Here is a 15,398-nt window from a genome sequence, read left to right as displayed (position 1 = left end):
GAACCACCCTGGCAGTCTGGGCCGCGTGCCGCAGACCGACCCCGTTCCGTCCGTGTTCGATGCCGCCACCGCCGTGACGCGCACCGAGGGCGGGGGGCTGGTCGCCGACCTCGACCCCGGTTGGGACGTCGGAGCGGGAGTGCTCAACGGCGGTTACCTGCTCGCCGTCGTGGCGCGGGCGGCCCTGGTGGGCAGCCCGCACCCGCACCCGGTGGCGCTGTCGGCGAGCTTCCTGCGGGCCACGGGGCCCGGCCCGGCGGCGCTCGCGGTGACCGCCGGACCGGCCGGCCGAACGCTGGCGCACTCCTCGGTCGTCCTGGCCGGTCCCGACGGCCCGACGCTGTCGGCCCAGGTGACGACGGCGACCCTGACCGGCGAGCCACCGGCGTACTCCGCGGCGCCCCCGCCGGAGGCCACCCCGGTGGAGCGCTGCCTCCCCCCGGTGGACGACGGCTCGCTGGCGCACCCGCTGCCGGAGGTGGGCCTGCGGACCCGGGTGCACACCCGGCTGGACCCGGTGACCGCGGGCTGGGCGGTGGCCCGGCCGTCGGACGAGCCGGTCATGCGCGCCTGGGTGCGGCTGGCCGACGGCCGGGAGCCCGACCCGCTCGCGCTGCTGCTCTTCGCCGACGCCCTGCCGCCGACCAGCTGGGCGATCGGCCGATTCGGCTGGGCGCCCACGGTGCAGCTGCAGGTCCTGGTGCGCGCGCTGCCCGCGCCCGGGTGGTGCCTGGTCGAGGCCCGGGCGAGCGAGATCGCCGGCGGCTGGCTGGACGAGGACTACCGGATCTGGGACTCCACCGGCCGGCTGGTCGCGCAGAGCCGGCAGCTGGCCCGCCTGCCGCGCTGATCCCGCGGGCCACCGCGGCCGGGAGCCTGGCGAGTCCCGTCGGCGCGCAGGACACTGCGCGCGACCCCGGGCCGCCCGGGCCCCGGGGTGGGCCGAGGAGAAGCCGGATGACCGCCACCGAGGACGTTCCCACCACCACCGTGCGCGGGGCGTGCCCCCACGACTGCCCCGACACCTGCGCGATGCTGGTCACGGTCGCCGGCGGCCGGGCGATCGAGGTGCGTGGCGACCCCGACCACCCCGTCACCCGGGGCGGCCTGTGCGTGAAGGTCAACAACTACGTCGACAAGGTGTACGGCGCCGACCGCCTGCTCCACCCGCTGCGCCGGACCGGGCCGAAGGGCAGCGGCCGCTTCGAGCGGATCAGCTGGGACGACGCCCTGGACGAGATCACCGCGCGGTTCCGCGCCGCGGCCGCCGAGCACGGCCCCGAGGCGATCATGCCGGTCAGCTACCTCGGCACCGAGGGCGTCCTCAACGGGCTCAACGTCGGCGACCCGTTCTTCAACCGGCTGGGCGCGACGATCTCCGAGCGGACCTACTGCGACTCGGGGGCGTGCACCGCCTACACGATGACCATCGGCGCCACCGCCGGGGTGGACCCGGAGAGCCTCGTGCACTCCCGCTACATCATCGTGTGGGCCTGCAACATGACCTCGACGAACCTGCACCTGTGGCCGTTCGTCGCCGAGGCGCAGCGCCGGGGCGCGAAGGTCGTCGTCATCGACCCGGTGCGCCACCGGACGGCCAAGTTGGCCGACTGGCACCTCCCGATCCGCCCGGGCAGCGACGGGGCCCTCGCGCTGGCGATGATGCACGTGATCATCACCGAGGGGTTGACCGACGAGGCCTACGTGCGCGACCACACGGTCGGTTTTCCCGAGCTGGCCGAGCGGGTGCGGCGGTACACCCCCGAGTGGGCGTCCGGGGAGACAGGTATCGCGGCCGAGGACATCCGCACCCTGGCCCGCGAGTACGCCACCACCCGGCCGGCGATGATCCGGATCGGCGTGGCCGTCGAGCGGCACGCCGGGGGAGGGCAGGCGGTGCGGTCCATCGCCTGCCTGCCCGCGCTCGTGGGGGCCTGGCGGCACGTCGGCGGCGGTCTGCTGCAGCTCCCGCTCTGGGCGTTCCCGGTGAACTGGGGCGCGCTGATGCACCCCGAGCTCGCGACGCCGGGCACCCGCGTGGTCAACCAGTTCCTGCTCGGCCGGGCGCTGACCGGGGAGCTCGGGCTGGACCCGCCGATCACCGCGCTGATGGTCTACAACTCCAACCCGATGGTGGTCTGCCCCGAGCAGGCCAAGGTCGCCGCCGGCCTGTCCCGGGAGGACCTGTTCACCGTGGTGAGCGACCACGTGCTCACCGACACCGCCCGCTACGCCGACATCGTGCTGCCGGCGACCACCCAGCTCGAGCAGCTGGACATCATGTTCAGCTGGGGCCACTTCTACGTCACCCTGAACACCCCGGCCATCGCCCCGCTCGGCGAGGCGGTACCCAACACCGAGCTGTTCCGCAGGCTGGCCGCCCGCATGGGCTTCGACGAGCCGTGCTTCACCCGCACCGACGAGGAGATGGTGGCCGAGGCGTTCGACTGGACGGCGCCGGCGATGGCCGGCATCACCGTGGACTCCCTGCGCCGGACCGGGTGGGCGCGGCTGAACCTGCCCTCGGCCGACGAGTACGCACCGCACGCCGAGGGGGGCTTCCCCACTCCGTCGGGGAGGACCGAGTTCCGCTCCTCGCTCGCCGCCGAGGCGGGCAACTTCGTCGTCCCGCTGTTCCGGCAGGGCTCGAACGAGTACCAGCCAGGCGGCGCGGTCGACCCGCTCCCGCACTACGTGCCGCCGCGGGAGACGGCCGACTCCGGCTACCGGCTCAACCTGATCTCCCCGAAGTCGCACGCCTTCCTGAACTCCAGCGCCGGCGACCAGGCACACCAGAAGCGGGTGCAGGGCGAGGCGGCGGTGAGCATCCACCCGCTGGACGCCGAGGAGCGCGGCATCCCCGACGGCGGGTACGTCCGCGTCTTCAACGATCGCGGCTCCTTCGTCGTCCTCGCCCGGGTGACCGACGACGTCGCCCCGGGCGTGGTCGTCTGCCCGGTGGGGGCGTGGCCGAAGAACACCAAGGACGGGGCCACGGTCAACGCGGTCACCCCGTTCGTGTTCGCCGACCTCGGCAACGCCCCCACCTTCTCCGACACCCGGGTCGAGGTGGCCCCGGTCTGAGCGCCCGACCCCGGCGGGCATCATCGAGGGCGTGCCCGCCGTCCCCACGCTGATCACCGACCCGGAGGACGATCGGGTCGCCGACTTCCGCGACCTCAAGGCCGGGGACCGCCGGCCGGGCACCGAGCGGGGGACCGGGCCGGTGATCGTGGAGGGGGTGCCGGCGGTCGAGCGGCTGCTGGCCTCGCCCTACCGCGTGCGGGCCGTCCTCGGCGTGCCCGGCCGGGTGGCGGCGCTGGACCTGCCCGAGGGGGTGCCGGCCTACGAGGCGGACAAGTGGGTGCTCTCCGACGTGATCGGCTTCCGGCTGACCCGCGGGGTGCTCGCCTCGGCCGACCGGCGCCCGCCGGAGGACCTCGACGCCCTGCTCGCCGGCCCCGACCCGGCCGCGCCGCGGCGGCTGGCCGTCCTGGAGGCGCTCAACGACGCGGAGAACCTGGGCTCGATCGCCCGCTCCGCGGTGGCGCTCGGGGTGGACGGGCTGCTGCTGGACCCGCGCTGCGCCGACCCGCTCTACCGGCGCTCGGTGCGGGTCTCCATGGGGCACGTGCTGGCGCTGCCGTTCGCCGTCCTGCCCGACTGGCCCGACGGGGTGGCCCGGCTGCACGACGCGGGTTACCTGAGCGTGGCGCTCACCCCGGCCCCCGATGCGGTCGAGCTGAACGAGATCGATCCCCGCACGCATCCCCGCACCGCGGTGCTGCTCGGCGCCGAGGGGCCCGGGCTGACCCCCGAGGCGCAGCGGGCGGCGCGGGTGCGGGCCCGGATCCCGATGCGCGCCGGGGTGGACTCCCTCGGCGTGGCCGCCGCGGCCGCGGTCGCGTTCGCGGCCCTCCGCTGACTCAGCCGCGCAGGGAGAAGCGGGCCAGCAGCGCGCGCGCCTGTTCGGCGTAGGCCGGGTCGCACATGATGTCGTAGCGGCCGGCGACGATGGTGCTGAGGCTGGTGAAGTCCCGCCGTCCGCGGGTGGCCGCGTAGCCCACGGCGCCGAACAGCACGCCGAACAGCACGCCGATGAGCAGCCCGGAGAGGATCGAGCCGATCCAGGCGGCACCGTCGGCGGAGAAGATGCCGAGCAGCAGCCCCACGAACAGTCCCCACCAGGCCCCGGCGGCCGCGCCCGCCGCGATCGCGCGGCCCCAGGTGAGCCGGCCGGTCACCTTCTCCACCTGCTTGAGGTCCGAGCCGATGATCGTCACGTTCTCGACGGGGAACTTCTCGTCGGACAGGAAGTCGACGGCGGCCTGCGCCTGGTCGTACCTGTCGTAGGACCCCACCTGCACGCCGCCGAGCGGCATGGACACCGACGCTGCCATGGCGCACCCCCTACCCCGGGGACAACGCCGGACACCAGTGCCCGGTTCCGCGGCTCAGCGCTGCCGGCGGACCCCGAAGACGATGTCCTCCCACGCCGGGATGCGGGCCCGCGGGTCCTCCGCCTCGCCGTCCGCCTCGCCGGGGCGGCCGAGGACGACGGTGTCGTGCTCGGCGATGTCGTCGTCCCCGACGGTGGCGGCGCGGTCGGTGCGGCGCTCGCCGGCCGGGGCGTCCTCCCCGCCGTCCGCGGCGCCGGCGACCCGCTCGGAGGGTGCCGGGAGCCCCTCGTCGTCGGGGACGACGACCACCGGGCGGCTGCGCATGACGGGTGCTGCGGGCGGGCCGCCGCTGGGCACGTGCGGGACGACGCGGACCAGCCGGGTGCCCTCGGCGAAGTCGGTGGTGGCGGCGTCGGCGGGGGTCACCGTGCGCGCCGGGATGTCGTAGGCCCAGCGGGTGAGCCCGGACTTCGCGCCGGCCTGCCAGGCCGCGGTGACCTGCCAGACGCCGTCGGAGGCGCGGGAGGCGTCCCAGCGGACCGCATCGAGGTCGGCGCCGAGCAGCCGCAGGCGCTCGGACAGGAACTGCTGCAGCGGGACGGCGGACGTGCCGTCGGAGAGCCGGACCCGGGCCTCGCGGGCCTGCTCGGCCACGCGCTCCCGCTCCTGCAGCACCGGGTGCGCGAAGCGCATGATCCGCTCGACGCGGATGCCGGAGGCCGCGGCCACCTCCTCGGGGGTCTCCCCGGCCCGGATGCGGGCCTGGATCACCCGGGGCGGCAGGGTGGCGCCGATCTCGACGTCGATCTGGCCGAGGCGGCGGGCGTCGCCGCGGGCGGCGGCCCGGACCCGGTCGTCGATCGGCAGCTCGAACCGCTCGCCCTCCTCGCCGGCGTCCGCGCCCTCCACGGTGAGGATCAGGCTCCGGCCGTCGTCGGAGAGCGCCACGAGGCGCAGCGTGCGCATGGGCGACCTCCTGGCGGGACCGAGTGTGTGGACCGTGCGAACCGCTCCGGGGAGAGTCCGGCCTCCGAGGCTATCCGCGCGGCCGGGAGGCGCCACGCAGGCGCCCCGGCGCGGCGTGGAATCCGCTCTCGCGGCCGAGTGGTTCGACCGCTGGTCGTGAGCGGGGTGGATCCGTGCGCGTCACCCGCACGGATCCACCCCGCTCACGGGCTCAGAGGCGCTCGACGACGTAGTCGATGCAGGCGGTCAGGGCGCTGACGTCGGCGGGGTCCACGGCCGGGAACATGCCCACCCGCAGCTGGTTGCGCCCGAGCTTCCGGTAGGGCTCGGTGTCGACGATCCCGTTGGCGCGCAGCACCTTGGCCACCTGGGCGGCGTCGACCGAGGCGTCGAAGTCGACGGTGCCGACGACGAAGGAGCGCTGCTCGGGGTCCTTGACGAACGGCGTCGCGAACGAGGACCGCTCGGCCCAGCCGTAGAGCCGGCTCGAGGAGTCCTGGGTGCGCGCCACCGCGCCGGTCAGCCCGCCGAGGGACAGCAGCCACTGGATCTGGTCGGCCAGCAGGAACAGCGTCGCGATCGCCGGGGTGTTGTAGGTCTGGTCCTTGCCCGAGTTGTCGACGGCGATCGACAGGTCGAGGAAGCCGGGGATCCAGCGGCCCGAGGCCTTGATCTCCGCCACCCGCTGCAGCGCGTCACCGGACATCAGCGCCACCCAGAGGCCGCCGTCGGCGGCGAAGGACTTCTGCGGCGCGAAGTAGTAGACGTCGGTCTGCGAGACGTCGACCGGCAGCCCGCCGGCGCCGCTGGTGGCGTCGATGAGCACCAGCGCGTCGTCGGTGCCGTGCGGCCGCTCGACCGGCGCCATGACGCCGGTGGAGGTCTCGTTGTGCGCCCAGGCGTAGGCGTCCACGCCCTCGGTCGCGGTGGGCAGGGCCAGCGAGCCGGGGTCGGCTCTGGCGATGACCGGGTTGGCGAGGAACGGCGCCTCGGCGGCCCCGGAGGCGAACTTCGCGGAGAACTCGCCGAAGCTGCCGTGGGCGCTGCGCTCCCGGATGAGCCCGATGATCGCTGCGTCCCAGAACGCCGTCGTCCCGCCGTTGCCGAGCACGACCTCGTAGCCGTCGGGCAGGTCGAACAGCTGGGTCAGGCCCTCGCGCACCTGCCGGACCAGGCCCTTCACCGGGGCCTGGCGGTGGGAGGTGCCCATGAGCGCGGCGCCGCGGGTGGCCAGCGCCTCCAGGGCCTCGGGGCGGACCTTCGACGGGCCGCACCCGAAGCGACCGTCGGCGGGCAGGAGGTCGGCGGGGATGGTGATGCTCATCCAGGGAATGCCTCTCGGATCGCAGGACGTGGGGGGCGGTGTGACGGCGACGGCCCGGGACCGCAGAACGCGGGCCCGGGCCGTCGGTGCGTCAGCAGGACGGGGCTCAGGCGGGCGCGACCTGGGTGGAGGCCCGGGTGGTGATGGTGTCCCAGCCCTCGACCTCCTCGGGCTTGCGCGGCGCCGGGCCGATGTAGCGCGCCGACGGGCGGACCAGCCGGCCGGTGTTCTTCTGCTCGAGGATGTGCGCGCACCACCCGGCGGTGCGGGCGCAGGTGAACATCGAGGTGAACATGTGGGCCGGCACCTCGGCGAAGTCGAGGACGATCGCCGCCCAGAACTCCACGTTGGTCTCGATCGGCCGGTCGGGACGGCGCTCGCGCAGCTCCTTGAGCGCGGCGTTCTCCAGCGCCAGGGCGGCCTCGAAGCGGGGCGCGCCGAGGTTCTCGGCGGCCTTGCGGAGCACGCGGGCGCGGGGGTCCTCGGCGCGGTAGACGCGGTGCCCGAAGCCCATGAGCCGTTCCTTGCGGTCCAGCAGGTCCTTCACGTACTTCTCGGCGTCCCCGCTCTGCTCCACGCCGTCGAGCATGTGCAGCACCCGGGAGGGGGCGCCGCCGTGCAGCGGGCCGGACATCGCGCCGATCGCGCCGGAGAGGGAGGCGGCGACGTCCGCGCCGGTCGAGGCGATCACCCGGGCGGTGAAGGTGGAGGCGTTCATGCCGTGCTCGGCGGCCGAGGTCCAGTACGCGTCGACGGCGGCGACGTGCCGCGGGTCGGGCTCGCCGCGCCAGCGGACCATGAACCGCTCGACGATGGTGGAGGCCTGGTCGACCCGCTTCTGCGGGACGGCGGGGACGCCGATACCGCGGGCGGACTGCGCGACGTAGGACAGCGCCATGACGGCGGCGCGGGCCAGTTCCTCGCGGGCCTCCTCGGCGCTGATGTCCAGCAGCGGCTGGTAGCCCCAGATCGGGGTGAGCATCGCCAGCGCGGCCTGCACGTCGACGCGCACGTCGCCGGTGTGCACGGGGATCGGGAAGGGCTCGGCCGGCGGGAGGCCCGGGCCGAACTTGCCGTCGACCAGCAGCGCCCAGACGTTGCCGAAGGTGACCTTGCCGACCAGGTCCTCGATGTCGACGCCGCGGTACCGGAGTGCTCCGCCGTCCTTGTCGGGTTCGGCGATCTCGGTCTCGAAGGCGATGACGCCCTCCAGGCCGGGTACGAAGTCGTCGGCCATCTCGCATGCTCCTCTGCGCGCGGACACGTGCGCGCACGGGGGATGGCGCACGACTGCGGTTGCGACCCTAGGCCGTGCCGACACGCCGGGCGCAGGCGGGGCGGGTGGGGCCGATGACAGCATGTGCGTCGTGCCCGACCTCTCCCGCATGCGCAGGGACTACGACCGTCCCGCTCTCCGCGAGGAGGACCTCGCCCCGACCTGGGTCGAGCAGTTCGACCGCTGGTTCGCCGACGCCGTCGCCGCGGAGCTGCCCGAGCCCAACGCGGTGGTGGTGGCCACGGCCGACGCCGACGGCGCCCCCGACGCCCGCACCGTGCTGCTGAAGGGCTACGACGAGTACGGCTTCGTCTTCGGCACCAGCTACGCCTCCACGAAGGGCGCGGAGCTGGCGGTCAACCCGCGCGCGGCGCTGGTCTTCCCGTGGCACGCCATGCAGCGCCAGGTGCGGGTGGCCGGGCGGGTCGAGCGCATCGGGGAGACCGCCTCCGACGACCTGTGGTACCCCCGGCCCCGCGGCGCCCAGCTCGCCGCCGCCGCGTCGGTGCAGTCGACGGTCGTGGACTCCGTCCACGAGCTGGTCCTGCGGGTGCGGCTGCTCGACGAGGAGACGGCGGGCGGCCCGGTGCCGCGGCCGGCGAGCTGGGGCGGCTACCGGGTCGTCCCCCACCGCGTGGAGTTCTGGCAGGGCGGCGCCGACCGGCTGCACGACCGGCTCCGGTTCGTGCGGGACGACGAGGAGGGCGGCGGCTGGATCGTCCAGCGGCTGGCCCCATGAAGAAGGACACCCGCGACCTCGGCCTCGTTCAGAGGCTCGCCCCGAGCGAGCGAGGGGTGAGGAGAACGCGGTCCTTTCTCTCGCAGGCTCGGCGCGGGCCCCTGCAGCGAGGCCGGCAGAGCGAACCGGAGATCTCGTGACCTCTCCTGTCGACCCGGTCGAGGGCGGCGCGGGCGTCGAGGAGCCGGTTCCGGTCGACCGCCGGCGGGCCTGGGCGATCGACACCAGCCCCCTGCGCAACCCGGACTACCGGCGCCTGTTCTGGGGCGTGGCGGCGACCATGCTCGGCCAGCAGATGACGCTGGTCGCCGTCCCGTACCAGGTGTTCGCCCTCACCGGCTCCTCGCTGCTCGTCGGCGTCACGTCGGTGATCGCGCTGGTGCCGCTGATCGTCTTCGGGCTGCTCGGCGGGGCGATCGCCGACTCGATGGACCGCCGCCGGCTGATGCTGGTGACCGGTGCCGGCTCGGCGGTCACCAGCGCGCTGCTCGCGGTCCAGGCGCTGCTGCCCGGCGGGGGCAACCTGGTTCTGCTGTGGGTGCTCACCGCCTGCGTCTCCGGCTTCACGGCGGTCAACCAGCCCGCGCGCAGCGCGGTCATCCCGGCGATCGTCGGGGTCGAGGGGGTGGCGGCGGCCAACGCGCTGGCGATGACCGTGCGCCAGGTGGGCGTGATCGTCGGCCCCCTGCTGGCCGGGGTGCTCATCGCGGTCGGGAACCTGCCGATCACCTACGCGGTCGACGCCCTCGGGTTCCTGGTGGCGGTGCTGCTGCTGCGCGGGCTGCCCCCGCTGCTCCCCGGCCGCGCGGCCGGGTCGCTGCGGCTGGCCGCCGCCGTGCGCGGGGTGGGAGAGGGGTTCGCCTTCCTGCGCACCCAGCCGGTGCTGCTCATGACCTTCGTCGTCGACGTGATCGCGATGGCGTTCGCCTGGCCGCAGGCGGTGTTCCCGGAGCTGTCGGCGGGCCGGTACGCGGACTCGCCCAACAGCCTGGGCTGGCTGTTCGCCGGCGTCTCGATCGGTGCGCTGGTCAGCGGGCTGACCTCGGGGTGGGTCTCCCGGGTGGACCGGCAGGGCGCCGTCGTCCTGGCCGCGATCGTCGTGTGGGGCCTGGCCATCATCGGCTTCGGGTTCGCTCCGACCCTGTGGCTGGCGGTGCTGTGCCTGGCGCTCGCCGGCGCCGGCGACATGGTCAGCGCGGTGCTGCGTTCCTCGATGCTGCAGCTGGCCGCGCCCGAGGAGATGCGCGGGCGGATGCAGGGGGTCTTCCTCGTCGTCGTCGCGGGCGGGCCGCGGCTCGGCGACCTGCGGGCCGGGGCGATCGCCAGCGCGGCCGGGGTCACCGCGGCGATGGTCTCCGGCGGCGTCGTGGTGGTCGTGGCGATGGTCCTCGTCGCCTTGGTGGTGCCGTCGTTCTGGTTCTTCCGCGCCTCGCGCGCGATGCGGCCCACCGCCCTGGCGGGCGAGCCCCGGCCGGACTCGCCCGCCCCCGAGAGTGGCGAGGACCGGCCGGGGCCCGCGCCCAGATAACCGCATGCGGGCACCGCGGTACAGGGCGGGAGGACCGGCCGTGCTCAGGCGAGGGCGTGCGCGACCACCGTGAGGTCCGCGACCAGGGCGTCGTAGGCGGCCGCACGGGCGTCGTCCGGCGTCCGCAGCACCGCCGACGGGTGAGTGGTGGCCAGCATCCAGGTCTGGTGCGGGGCGTCCTCGTCGTCGTCCTCGTCGGGTGCGGTGCCCGGCGGGGTCCCGCCCGGCGGGGTCCAGGGGAGCAGCTGCCCGCGGTCCTTCGTGATCCGGAAGGACGGCGAGATCAGCGCCTTGGCCGCGGTCGCGCCCAGGCAGACCACCACCTCCGGCTGGAGGACGGCGAACTCCGCCTCCAGCCACGGCCGGCAGGCCCGCAGGTGCTCGGGCCCCGGCGTCTCATGGATGCGCCGCCTGCCGCGCGTGGTGAAGGCGAAGTGCTTGACGGCATTGGTGATGTAGGCGTCGCGGCGGTCGATGCCGGCGTCGGCGAGCGCGCGGTCGAGCAACCGCCCGGCCGGTCCCACGAACGGCTCGCCCTTGCGGTCCTCCTGGTCGCCGGGCTGCTCGCCGACGAAGACGATCCGCGCGGTCTCCGGGCCCTCGCCGAACACCGTCTGGGTGGCGTTCTCCCACAGCTCGCACGCCCGGCAGCCGGCGGCGGCGGCGCGCAGCCCGTCCAGGCCGACCCCGTTCGGGGGCTGCGCCGGGGCGTTCTCCTGGCTCATGGCCCGATCAGACCGCAGATGCGCCGGCCCCGCAGGGCAGACGGGCGCGGCCCGCGGGCTGGTGCCGCGGACCGTCGGCGTCCCCGCGCCCGGTGGGGCATCCCGCCCCGGCCGCTCGCCGCCCCGCGCGCCGGCGACCGGGTGGGCGCACCCGCCGGAGGTCCCGGGGGTCGTCGGCCCGACCGGATACGGTCTCGGCGCGACGAAGGGGGAACCACCGCTGTGCTGGAGTTCGACGGGCTCTCCAAGAGCTACGGGAACAACCGGGTCCTGGAGGGCGTGGCCTTCACCGTCGCCCCCGGCTCGATGTTCGGGTTCTGCGGCGCCAACGGCGCGGGCAAGACCACCACGATGCGCATCGCGATGGGCCTGGCCCGCGCCGACGCCGGGGAGGTCCGCTGGCGCGGCCGCGCGCTGGACCAGGCCCTGCGCCGCCGGATCGGCTACATGCCGGAGGAGCGCGGTCTCTACCCCAAGATGAAGGTCGGCGAGCAGCTGGCCTACTTCGCCCGGCTGCACGGCCTGGACTCTCGCGCCGCCGCCCGGGCCGCCGAGCAGTGGGCCGAGCGCCTGGGCCTCGGTGCCCGCCGCGGCGACCAGGTCGAGAAGCTGTCGCTGGGCAACCAGCAGCGGGTGCAGCTCGCCGCCGCCCTGGTCGGCCGCCCCGAGGTGCTCATCCTCGACGAGCCGTTCTCCGGGCTGGACCCCGTCGGGGTCGACGCCCTCGCCGAGGCGCTGCTGGAGCAGGTCCGCGCCGGCGTCCCGGTGGTGTTCTCCAGCCACCAGCTGGACCTCGTCGAGCGGCTGTGCGACTCCGTCGGCATCCTCGCCCGCGGCCGCATGGTCGCCACCGGCACCGTCACCGAGCTGCGGCAGCGGGAGTCCGGCCGGGTGCTGCGGGTCGTCGTGCCCGACGCGCCGCAGGGGTGGGCGAGCACGCTGAGCGGCGTCCGGGTGGTCTCCCAGCAGGGCGGCGACACCCTGCTGGAGCTGGACGGCGGCGCCGACGAGCAGGCCGTGCTCGCCGCGGCGCTGCGCACGGGCCGGGTCACCCACTTCGCGTGGCGGGAGCCGACCCTCGTCGAGCTCTTCCGCGAGGCCGTCGCCGATCCGGCCGAGCGGGGCGAGGAGGTGGCGGCGTGACCGAGCCGTCTACGCCCAGCAGCGCCGCCCTGGTCCGGCTGGTCGCCGGCCGGGAGATCTCCAGCCGCATCCGCGACAAGAACTTCATCATCAGCTCGATCGTCATCGTCGTGCTGCTCATCGGCGGCATCGCCTTCCAGGTGATCGCCAACTCCGGGGCCGACGCGGCCCGGCTGGGCATCGTCGGTGAGGCCGGCCGGCTCGGGCCCGCCGTGCAGGCGCAGGGCGAGGCCGTCGGGGTCGACGTGGAGGTGGCCGAGTACGACGACGCGGCCGCCGCGCGCGCCGCGGTCGAGGACGGGGAGGTCGACGCCGCCCTCCTGGACGGGACCGGCTCCGCGCCGGAGCTGCTGGTGGAGAACCGGGACCCCACCCTCGAGGCCGTCGTCGGCGGTGCGGTCAGCGGGCTGGCGATCTCCGACCGTCTCCTGGCGGCCGGCGTGGACGCGCAGTCCCTCCCCGCGGTGGCGGTGACCCCGCTGGGCGACGCGGAGGACGACCAGCAGCGGGTGATCGTGGCGATCGTCGGCGTCGCCGTCCTCTACAGCCTGCTCATCCTGTTCTCCCAGTTCGTCGCGCAGGGCGTGGTGGAGGAGAAGGCCAGCCGGGTGGTCGAGCTGCTGCTGGCCACCATGCGCCCGTGGCAGCTGCTGGCCGGGAAGATCGCCGGGCTCGGGGCGCTCGGCCTGGGCCAGATCGTCCTCATCGGCGTGGTGGCGACCGGCTCGGCCCTGGCCTTCGACGTGGTCTCGGTGCCCGGCGAGCTGATCTCGACGGTGGTCACCGTCATCGCCTGGTTCGTCCTCGGCTACGCCTTCTACGCCTCGGTGTTCGCGGTCGCGGCGTCCCTGGTCAGCCGGCAGGAGGACCTCGGCAGCGTGATCATGCCCACCACGATCCTGCTCGTGATCGGGTTCGTCGTCGCGATCCAGGCCGCCGGTGACCCCTCCGGCACCCTCGCCACGGTCACCTCCTACGTTCCGGGGCTGTCCCCGCTGGTCATGCCGGTGCGGCAGGCGGCCGGGGAGGTCGCGGCCTGGGAGGTGGCGCTGGCCGTCGTCCTGATGCTCGTGGCGATCGCCCTGATCGTGCGGCTGGGCGGCCGGGTCTACGCCGGTGCGCTGCTGCGCACCAGCGGCCGGACGAAGCTGCGGGAGGCGCTGCGCGCCGGGCGGGCGTGACATCCGGGGGTCACGGGTAGCCGCCCGGCATGGCGATGCAGCTGGGCTACACGATGATGACCGAGCAGGCCGGGCCGAAGGAGCTGGTCGGTCACGTGGTCGGCGCCGAGGAGGCGGGCTTCGACTTCGCGGTCTGCAGCGACCACTACTTCCCGTGGCTCGACGAGATGGGGCACGCCCCGCACGCCTGGACGGTGCTGGGCGCGGCCGCCCACGCGACCAGCCGCATCCCGCTGATGACCTACGTGACCTGCCCGTCCTTCCGGTACCACCCGGTCGTCGTGGCGCAGCAGGCGGCGACCCTGCAGCTGCTCTCCGACGGCCGGTTCACGCTGGGCCTGGGCTCGGGGGAGAACCTCAACGAGCACGTCGTCGGCGGCGGGTGGCCGGCCGCCGACGTCCGGCACGAGAGGCTGGTCGAGGCGGTCCGGATCATCCGGGAGCTCTTCGACGGTGGGTACACCAATGTCCGGGGCAAGCACTTCGACGTCGAGTCGGCGAAGCTGTGGGACCTGCCGGAGCAGCGGGTGCCGATCGGCATCGCCGTCTCCGGCCCGCAGTCCTGCCGGATCGCCGGTGAGTTCGCCGACGTGATGATCGCCGTCGAGCCCAAGGGCGAGCTCGGTGAGCAGTTCGACGCCGCGGGCGGGGCCGGCAAGCCGCGGATCGGGCAGCTGCCGATCTGCTACGACCCCGACCGGTCGGCGGCGGTGCGCCGCGCGCACTCGTTGTTCCGCTGGTTCGGCCTGGGCTGGAAGGTCAACTCCGAGCTGCCCGGCACGCAGGCATTCGACTCGGCGGCCGCCTTCGTCCGGGAGGAGGACGTCGCCGGGAGCATCCCCTGCGGGGACGACGTCGACGCGGTGATCGAGGCCGCGCGGGCCTACGCCGACGCCGGGTTCACCCACCTGGCCCTGGTGCAGATCGGGGGCGAGCACCAGGCGCCGTTCCTCGAGTGGAGCCGGAGCAGCCTCATGCGGGCCTGGCGGGAGGCGTTCGGCGGCTGACCACCCGGCCCGCCTCCTCGGGGTGAGATGCCACCGAACGGGGGACGTGCTCGCCGCGCCGGGGCCTGATGATCACGGCATGGGGAAGGACCTGGACGCGCGCCTGCGCCGGCTGCGCGCCTGCCGGGACGCCGCCGAGCTGATCGACCTGGGCTGTGACCTGGCCGACGCGGGGCGCGACCGGGACGCGGAGCGGTGCTTCCGCCGGGCAGCCGAGCTGGGCGACGCCCTCGGCTTCTACAACCTGGGCAACAGCCTGGCCGCGCGCGGGCGCACGGAGGAAGCGGTCTCCGCCTACGAGCAGGCGCTCGTGGGCGGGGAGAGCGACGCCTGGATGAACCTGGGGCTGGTCCTCGAGGAGCTCGGTGACCTGGCCGGGGCGATGCGTGCCTATCGCGGCGCCGGTGCGGCCGGCGACGCCGAGGGTGGGCTGCAGCTGGCCTTCCTGCTCCAGGAACAGGGGGAGCCGGAGGAGGCGCTGGCGGTCGCCGCGGAGCTCGCGGCGGGCGGGGACGCGCTGGCCGCCGCCGTCGTCGCCTGCTGGCGCTGGCGCACGACGCGCGATCCCGCGGTGGAGGCCGACCTGCGCGCCGGAGCCGGCCACTTCCCGTCCGCGCGGACGAGCCTGGCGCACCTGCTGCGCGAGACCGGCCGGGCGGCGGAGGCGCGGTTCGAGCTGGAGCGCGGCGCGAAGCTGGGCGAGCTGGAGGCATGGCTGCCGCTGGGCAACCTGTACGCCGACGAGCTGGGCGACGTCGAGGCGGCCGAGGAGGCGTTCCGGGCCGGGATCGCGGCCGGGGACACCTACTGCCACCACAACCTGGCCGTGCTGCTCGCCGGGCGCGGGGACCTCGACGGCGCCGTGGAGCACTTCCGGACGGGGGCCGTCCTGGGGGATGACCTCGCCGCGCGGGCGCTGCGCGAACTGGGCGGCTGAGCCGGCCGGCTCAGCCGTCGACGGTGACGTCGGTGAACGGCAGGTACGGCTCGAGCTGCGGGAAGACGACGAACAGCAGCAGGGCGCTGACCGCGGCCACGAGCAGCAGGGCCAGCAGCGACTTGACCACCGTGCCGCCGGGCAGGTGCCGCCAGATCCACGAGTACACGGT

Annotated in this window: 14 protein-coding genes and 1 pseudogene; 9 read left to right on the top strand and 6 right to left on the bottom strand. The window is 74.8% G+C overall.

Annotated elements, in window-relative coordinates:
• The first annotated feature begins 25 nt into the window (after window positions 1-25).
• From BMZ50_RS08015 to BMZ50_RS08005, 3 genes are all read left to right on the top strand, one after another.
• A complete protein-coding gene (locus BMZ50_RS08015) occupies window positions 26-850 on the top strand; it encodes a thioesterase family protein (protein ID WP_091322972.1) in 825 nt (274 codons plus the stop codon).
• Window positions 851-957: 107 nt separating this feature from the next.
• Window positions 958-3,084 carry a molybdopterin-containing oxidoreductase family protein gene (locus tag BMZ50_RS08010; RefSeq protein ID WP_091322969.1) on the top strand — a complete coding sequence of 709 codons (2,127 nt, stop codon included), beginning with the start codon at window positions 958-960 and terminating at the stop codon, window positions 3,082-3,084.
• A gap of 31 nt (window positions 3,085-3,115) precedes the next feature.
• Complete coding sequence (locus tag BMZ50_RS08005) at window positions 3,116-3,925, top strand: TrmH family RNA methyltransferase (RefSeq protein WP_091322967.1); 810 nt, start codon at window positions 3,116-3,118, stop codon at window positions 3,923-3,925.
• Window position 3,926: 1 nt separating this feature from the next.
• On the opposite strand, the gene BMZ50_RS08000 is transcribed toward BMZ50_RS08005, so the two are convergent.
• From BMZ50_RS08000 to BMZ50_RS07985, 4 genes are all read right to left on the bottom strand, one after another.
• Window positions 3,927-4,400: a YflT domain-containing protein gene (locus tag BMZ50_RS08000; RefSeq protein ID WP_091322964.1), complete on the bottom strand. Its 474-nt coding sequence runs from the start codon at window positions 4,398-4,400 to the stop codon at window positions 3,927-3,929.
• Between the two features lie 54 nt (window positions 4,401-4,454).
• Window positions 4,455-5,366: a septation protein SepH gene (gene sepH, locus BMZ50_RS07995; protein WP_091322962.1), complete on the bottom strand. Its 912-nt coding sequence runs from the start codon at window positions 5,364-5,366 to the stop codon at window positions 4,455-4,457.
• Between the two features lie 211 nt (window positions 5,367-5,577).
• Window positions 5,578-6,690: a phosphoserine transaminase gene (gene serC, locus BMZ50_RS07990; protein ID WP_091322959.1), complete on the bottom strand. Its 1,113-nt coding sequence runs from the start codon at window positions 6,688-6,690 to the stop codon at window positions 5,578-5,580.
• A gap of 106 nt (window positions 6,691-6,796) precedes the next feature.
• Window positions 6,797-7,927 carry a citrate synthase 2 gene (locus BMZ50_RS07985; RefSeq protein ID WP_091322957.1) on the bottom strand — a complete coding sequence of 377 codons (1,131 nt, stop codon included), beginning with the start codon at window positions 7,925-7,927 and terminating at the stop codon, window positions 6,797-6,799.
• Window positions 7,928-8,057: 130 nt separating this feature from the next.
• On the opposite strand from BMZ50_RS07985, the gene pdxH reads away from it, so the two are divergent.
• Both pdxH and BMZ50_RS07975 read left to right on the top strand, forming a co-directional pair.
• Entirely contained in the window at window positions 8,058-8,705 is a 648-nt protein-coding gene (pdxH, locus tag BMZ50_RS07980; RefSeq protein ID WP_425432001.1) for a pyridoxamine 5'-phosphate oxidase, read from the top strand.
• A 136-nt stretch (window positions 8,706-8,841) separates the two neighbouring features.
• Window positions 8,842-10,233, top strand: coding sequence for an MFS transporter (locus BMZ50_RS07975; RefSeq protein ID WP_091322953.1), 1,392 nt, complete (start codon window positions 8,842-8,844; stop codon window positions 10,231-10,233).
• 44 nt (window positions 10,234-10,277) lie between these two features.
• Here BMZ50_RS07975 and BMZ50_RS07970 read toward each other — a convergent pair.
• A pseudogene (locus BMZ50_RS07970) lies at window positions 10,278-11,012 on the bottom strand (UdgX family uracil-DNA binding protein); the annotation flags it as partial.
• A gap of 168 nt (window positions 11,013-11,180) precedes the next feature.
• On the opposite strand from BMZ50_RS07970, the gene BMZ50_RS07965 reads away from it, so the two are divergent.
• The 4 genes from BMZ50_RS07965 to BMZ50_RS07950 all read left to right on the top strand — a co-directional run bounded on the left by BMZ50_RS07965 (window position 11,181) and on the right by BMZ50_RS07950 (window position 15,226).
• The gene (locus BMZ50_RS07965) at window positions 11,181-12,101 is read left to right on the top strand and encodes an ABC transporter ATP-binding protein (protein ID WP_091322950.1); all 921 of its coding nucleotides are present in this window, start codon (window positions 11,181-11,183) and stop codon (window positions 12,099-12,101) included.
• Window positions 12,098-13,282 carry an ABC transporter permease gene (locus BMZ50_RS07960; protein WP_091322948.1) on the top strand — a complete coding sequence of 395 codons (1,185 nt, stop codon included), beginning with the start codon at window positions 12,098-12,100 and terminating at the stop codon, window positions 13,280-13,282. The genes BMZ50_RS07965 and BMZ50_RS07960 overlap by 4 nt, the downstream gene beginning before the upstream one ends.
• A gap of 29 nt (window positions 13,283-13,311) precedes the next feature.
• Window positions 13,312-14,289: an LLM class F420-dependent oxidoreductase gene (locus tag BMZ50_RS07955; RefSeq protein ID WP_091322945.1), complete on the top strand. Its 978-nt coding sequence runs from the start codon at window positions 13,312-13,314 to the stop codon at window positions 14,287-14,289.
• Window positions 14,290-14,368: 79 nt separating this feature from the next.
• Entirely contained in the window at window positions 14,369-15,226 is an 858-nt protein-coding gene (locus BMZ50_RS07950; RefSeq protein ID WP_091322943.1) for a tetratricopeptide repeat protein, read from the top strand.
• 10 nt (window positions 15,227-15,236) lie between these two features.
• Here the strand turns inward: BMZ50_RS07950 and BMZ50_RS24130 are convergent, their stop codons facing one another.
• Entirely contained in the window at window positions 15,237-15,395 is a 159-nt protein-coding gene (locus BMZ50_RS24130) for a hypothetical protein (protein ID WP_091322942.1), read from the bottom strand.
• Window positions 15,396-15,398: the final 3 nt, after the last annotated feature.

Origin of the sequence: Geodermatophilus ruber, from assembly GCF_900114385.1 — a bacterium.
In the GTDB taxonomy this organism is placed as follows: Bacteria; Actinomycetota; Actinomycetes; order Mycobacteriales; family Geodermatophilaceae; genus Geodermatophilus; species Geodermatophilus ruber.
Note: the sequence above shows the minus strand (reverse complement) of the source record. Positions and strands in the feature narration are given on the sequence as shown.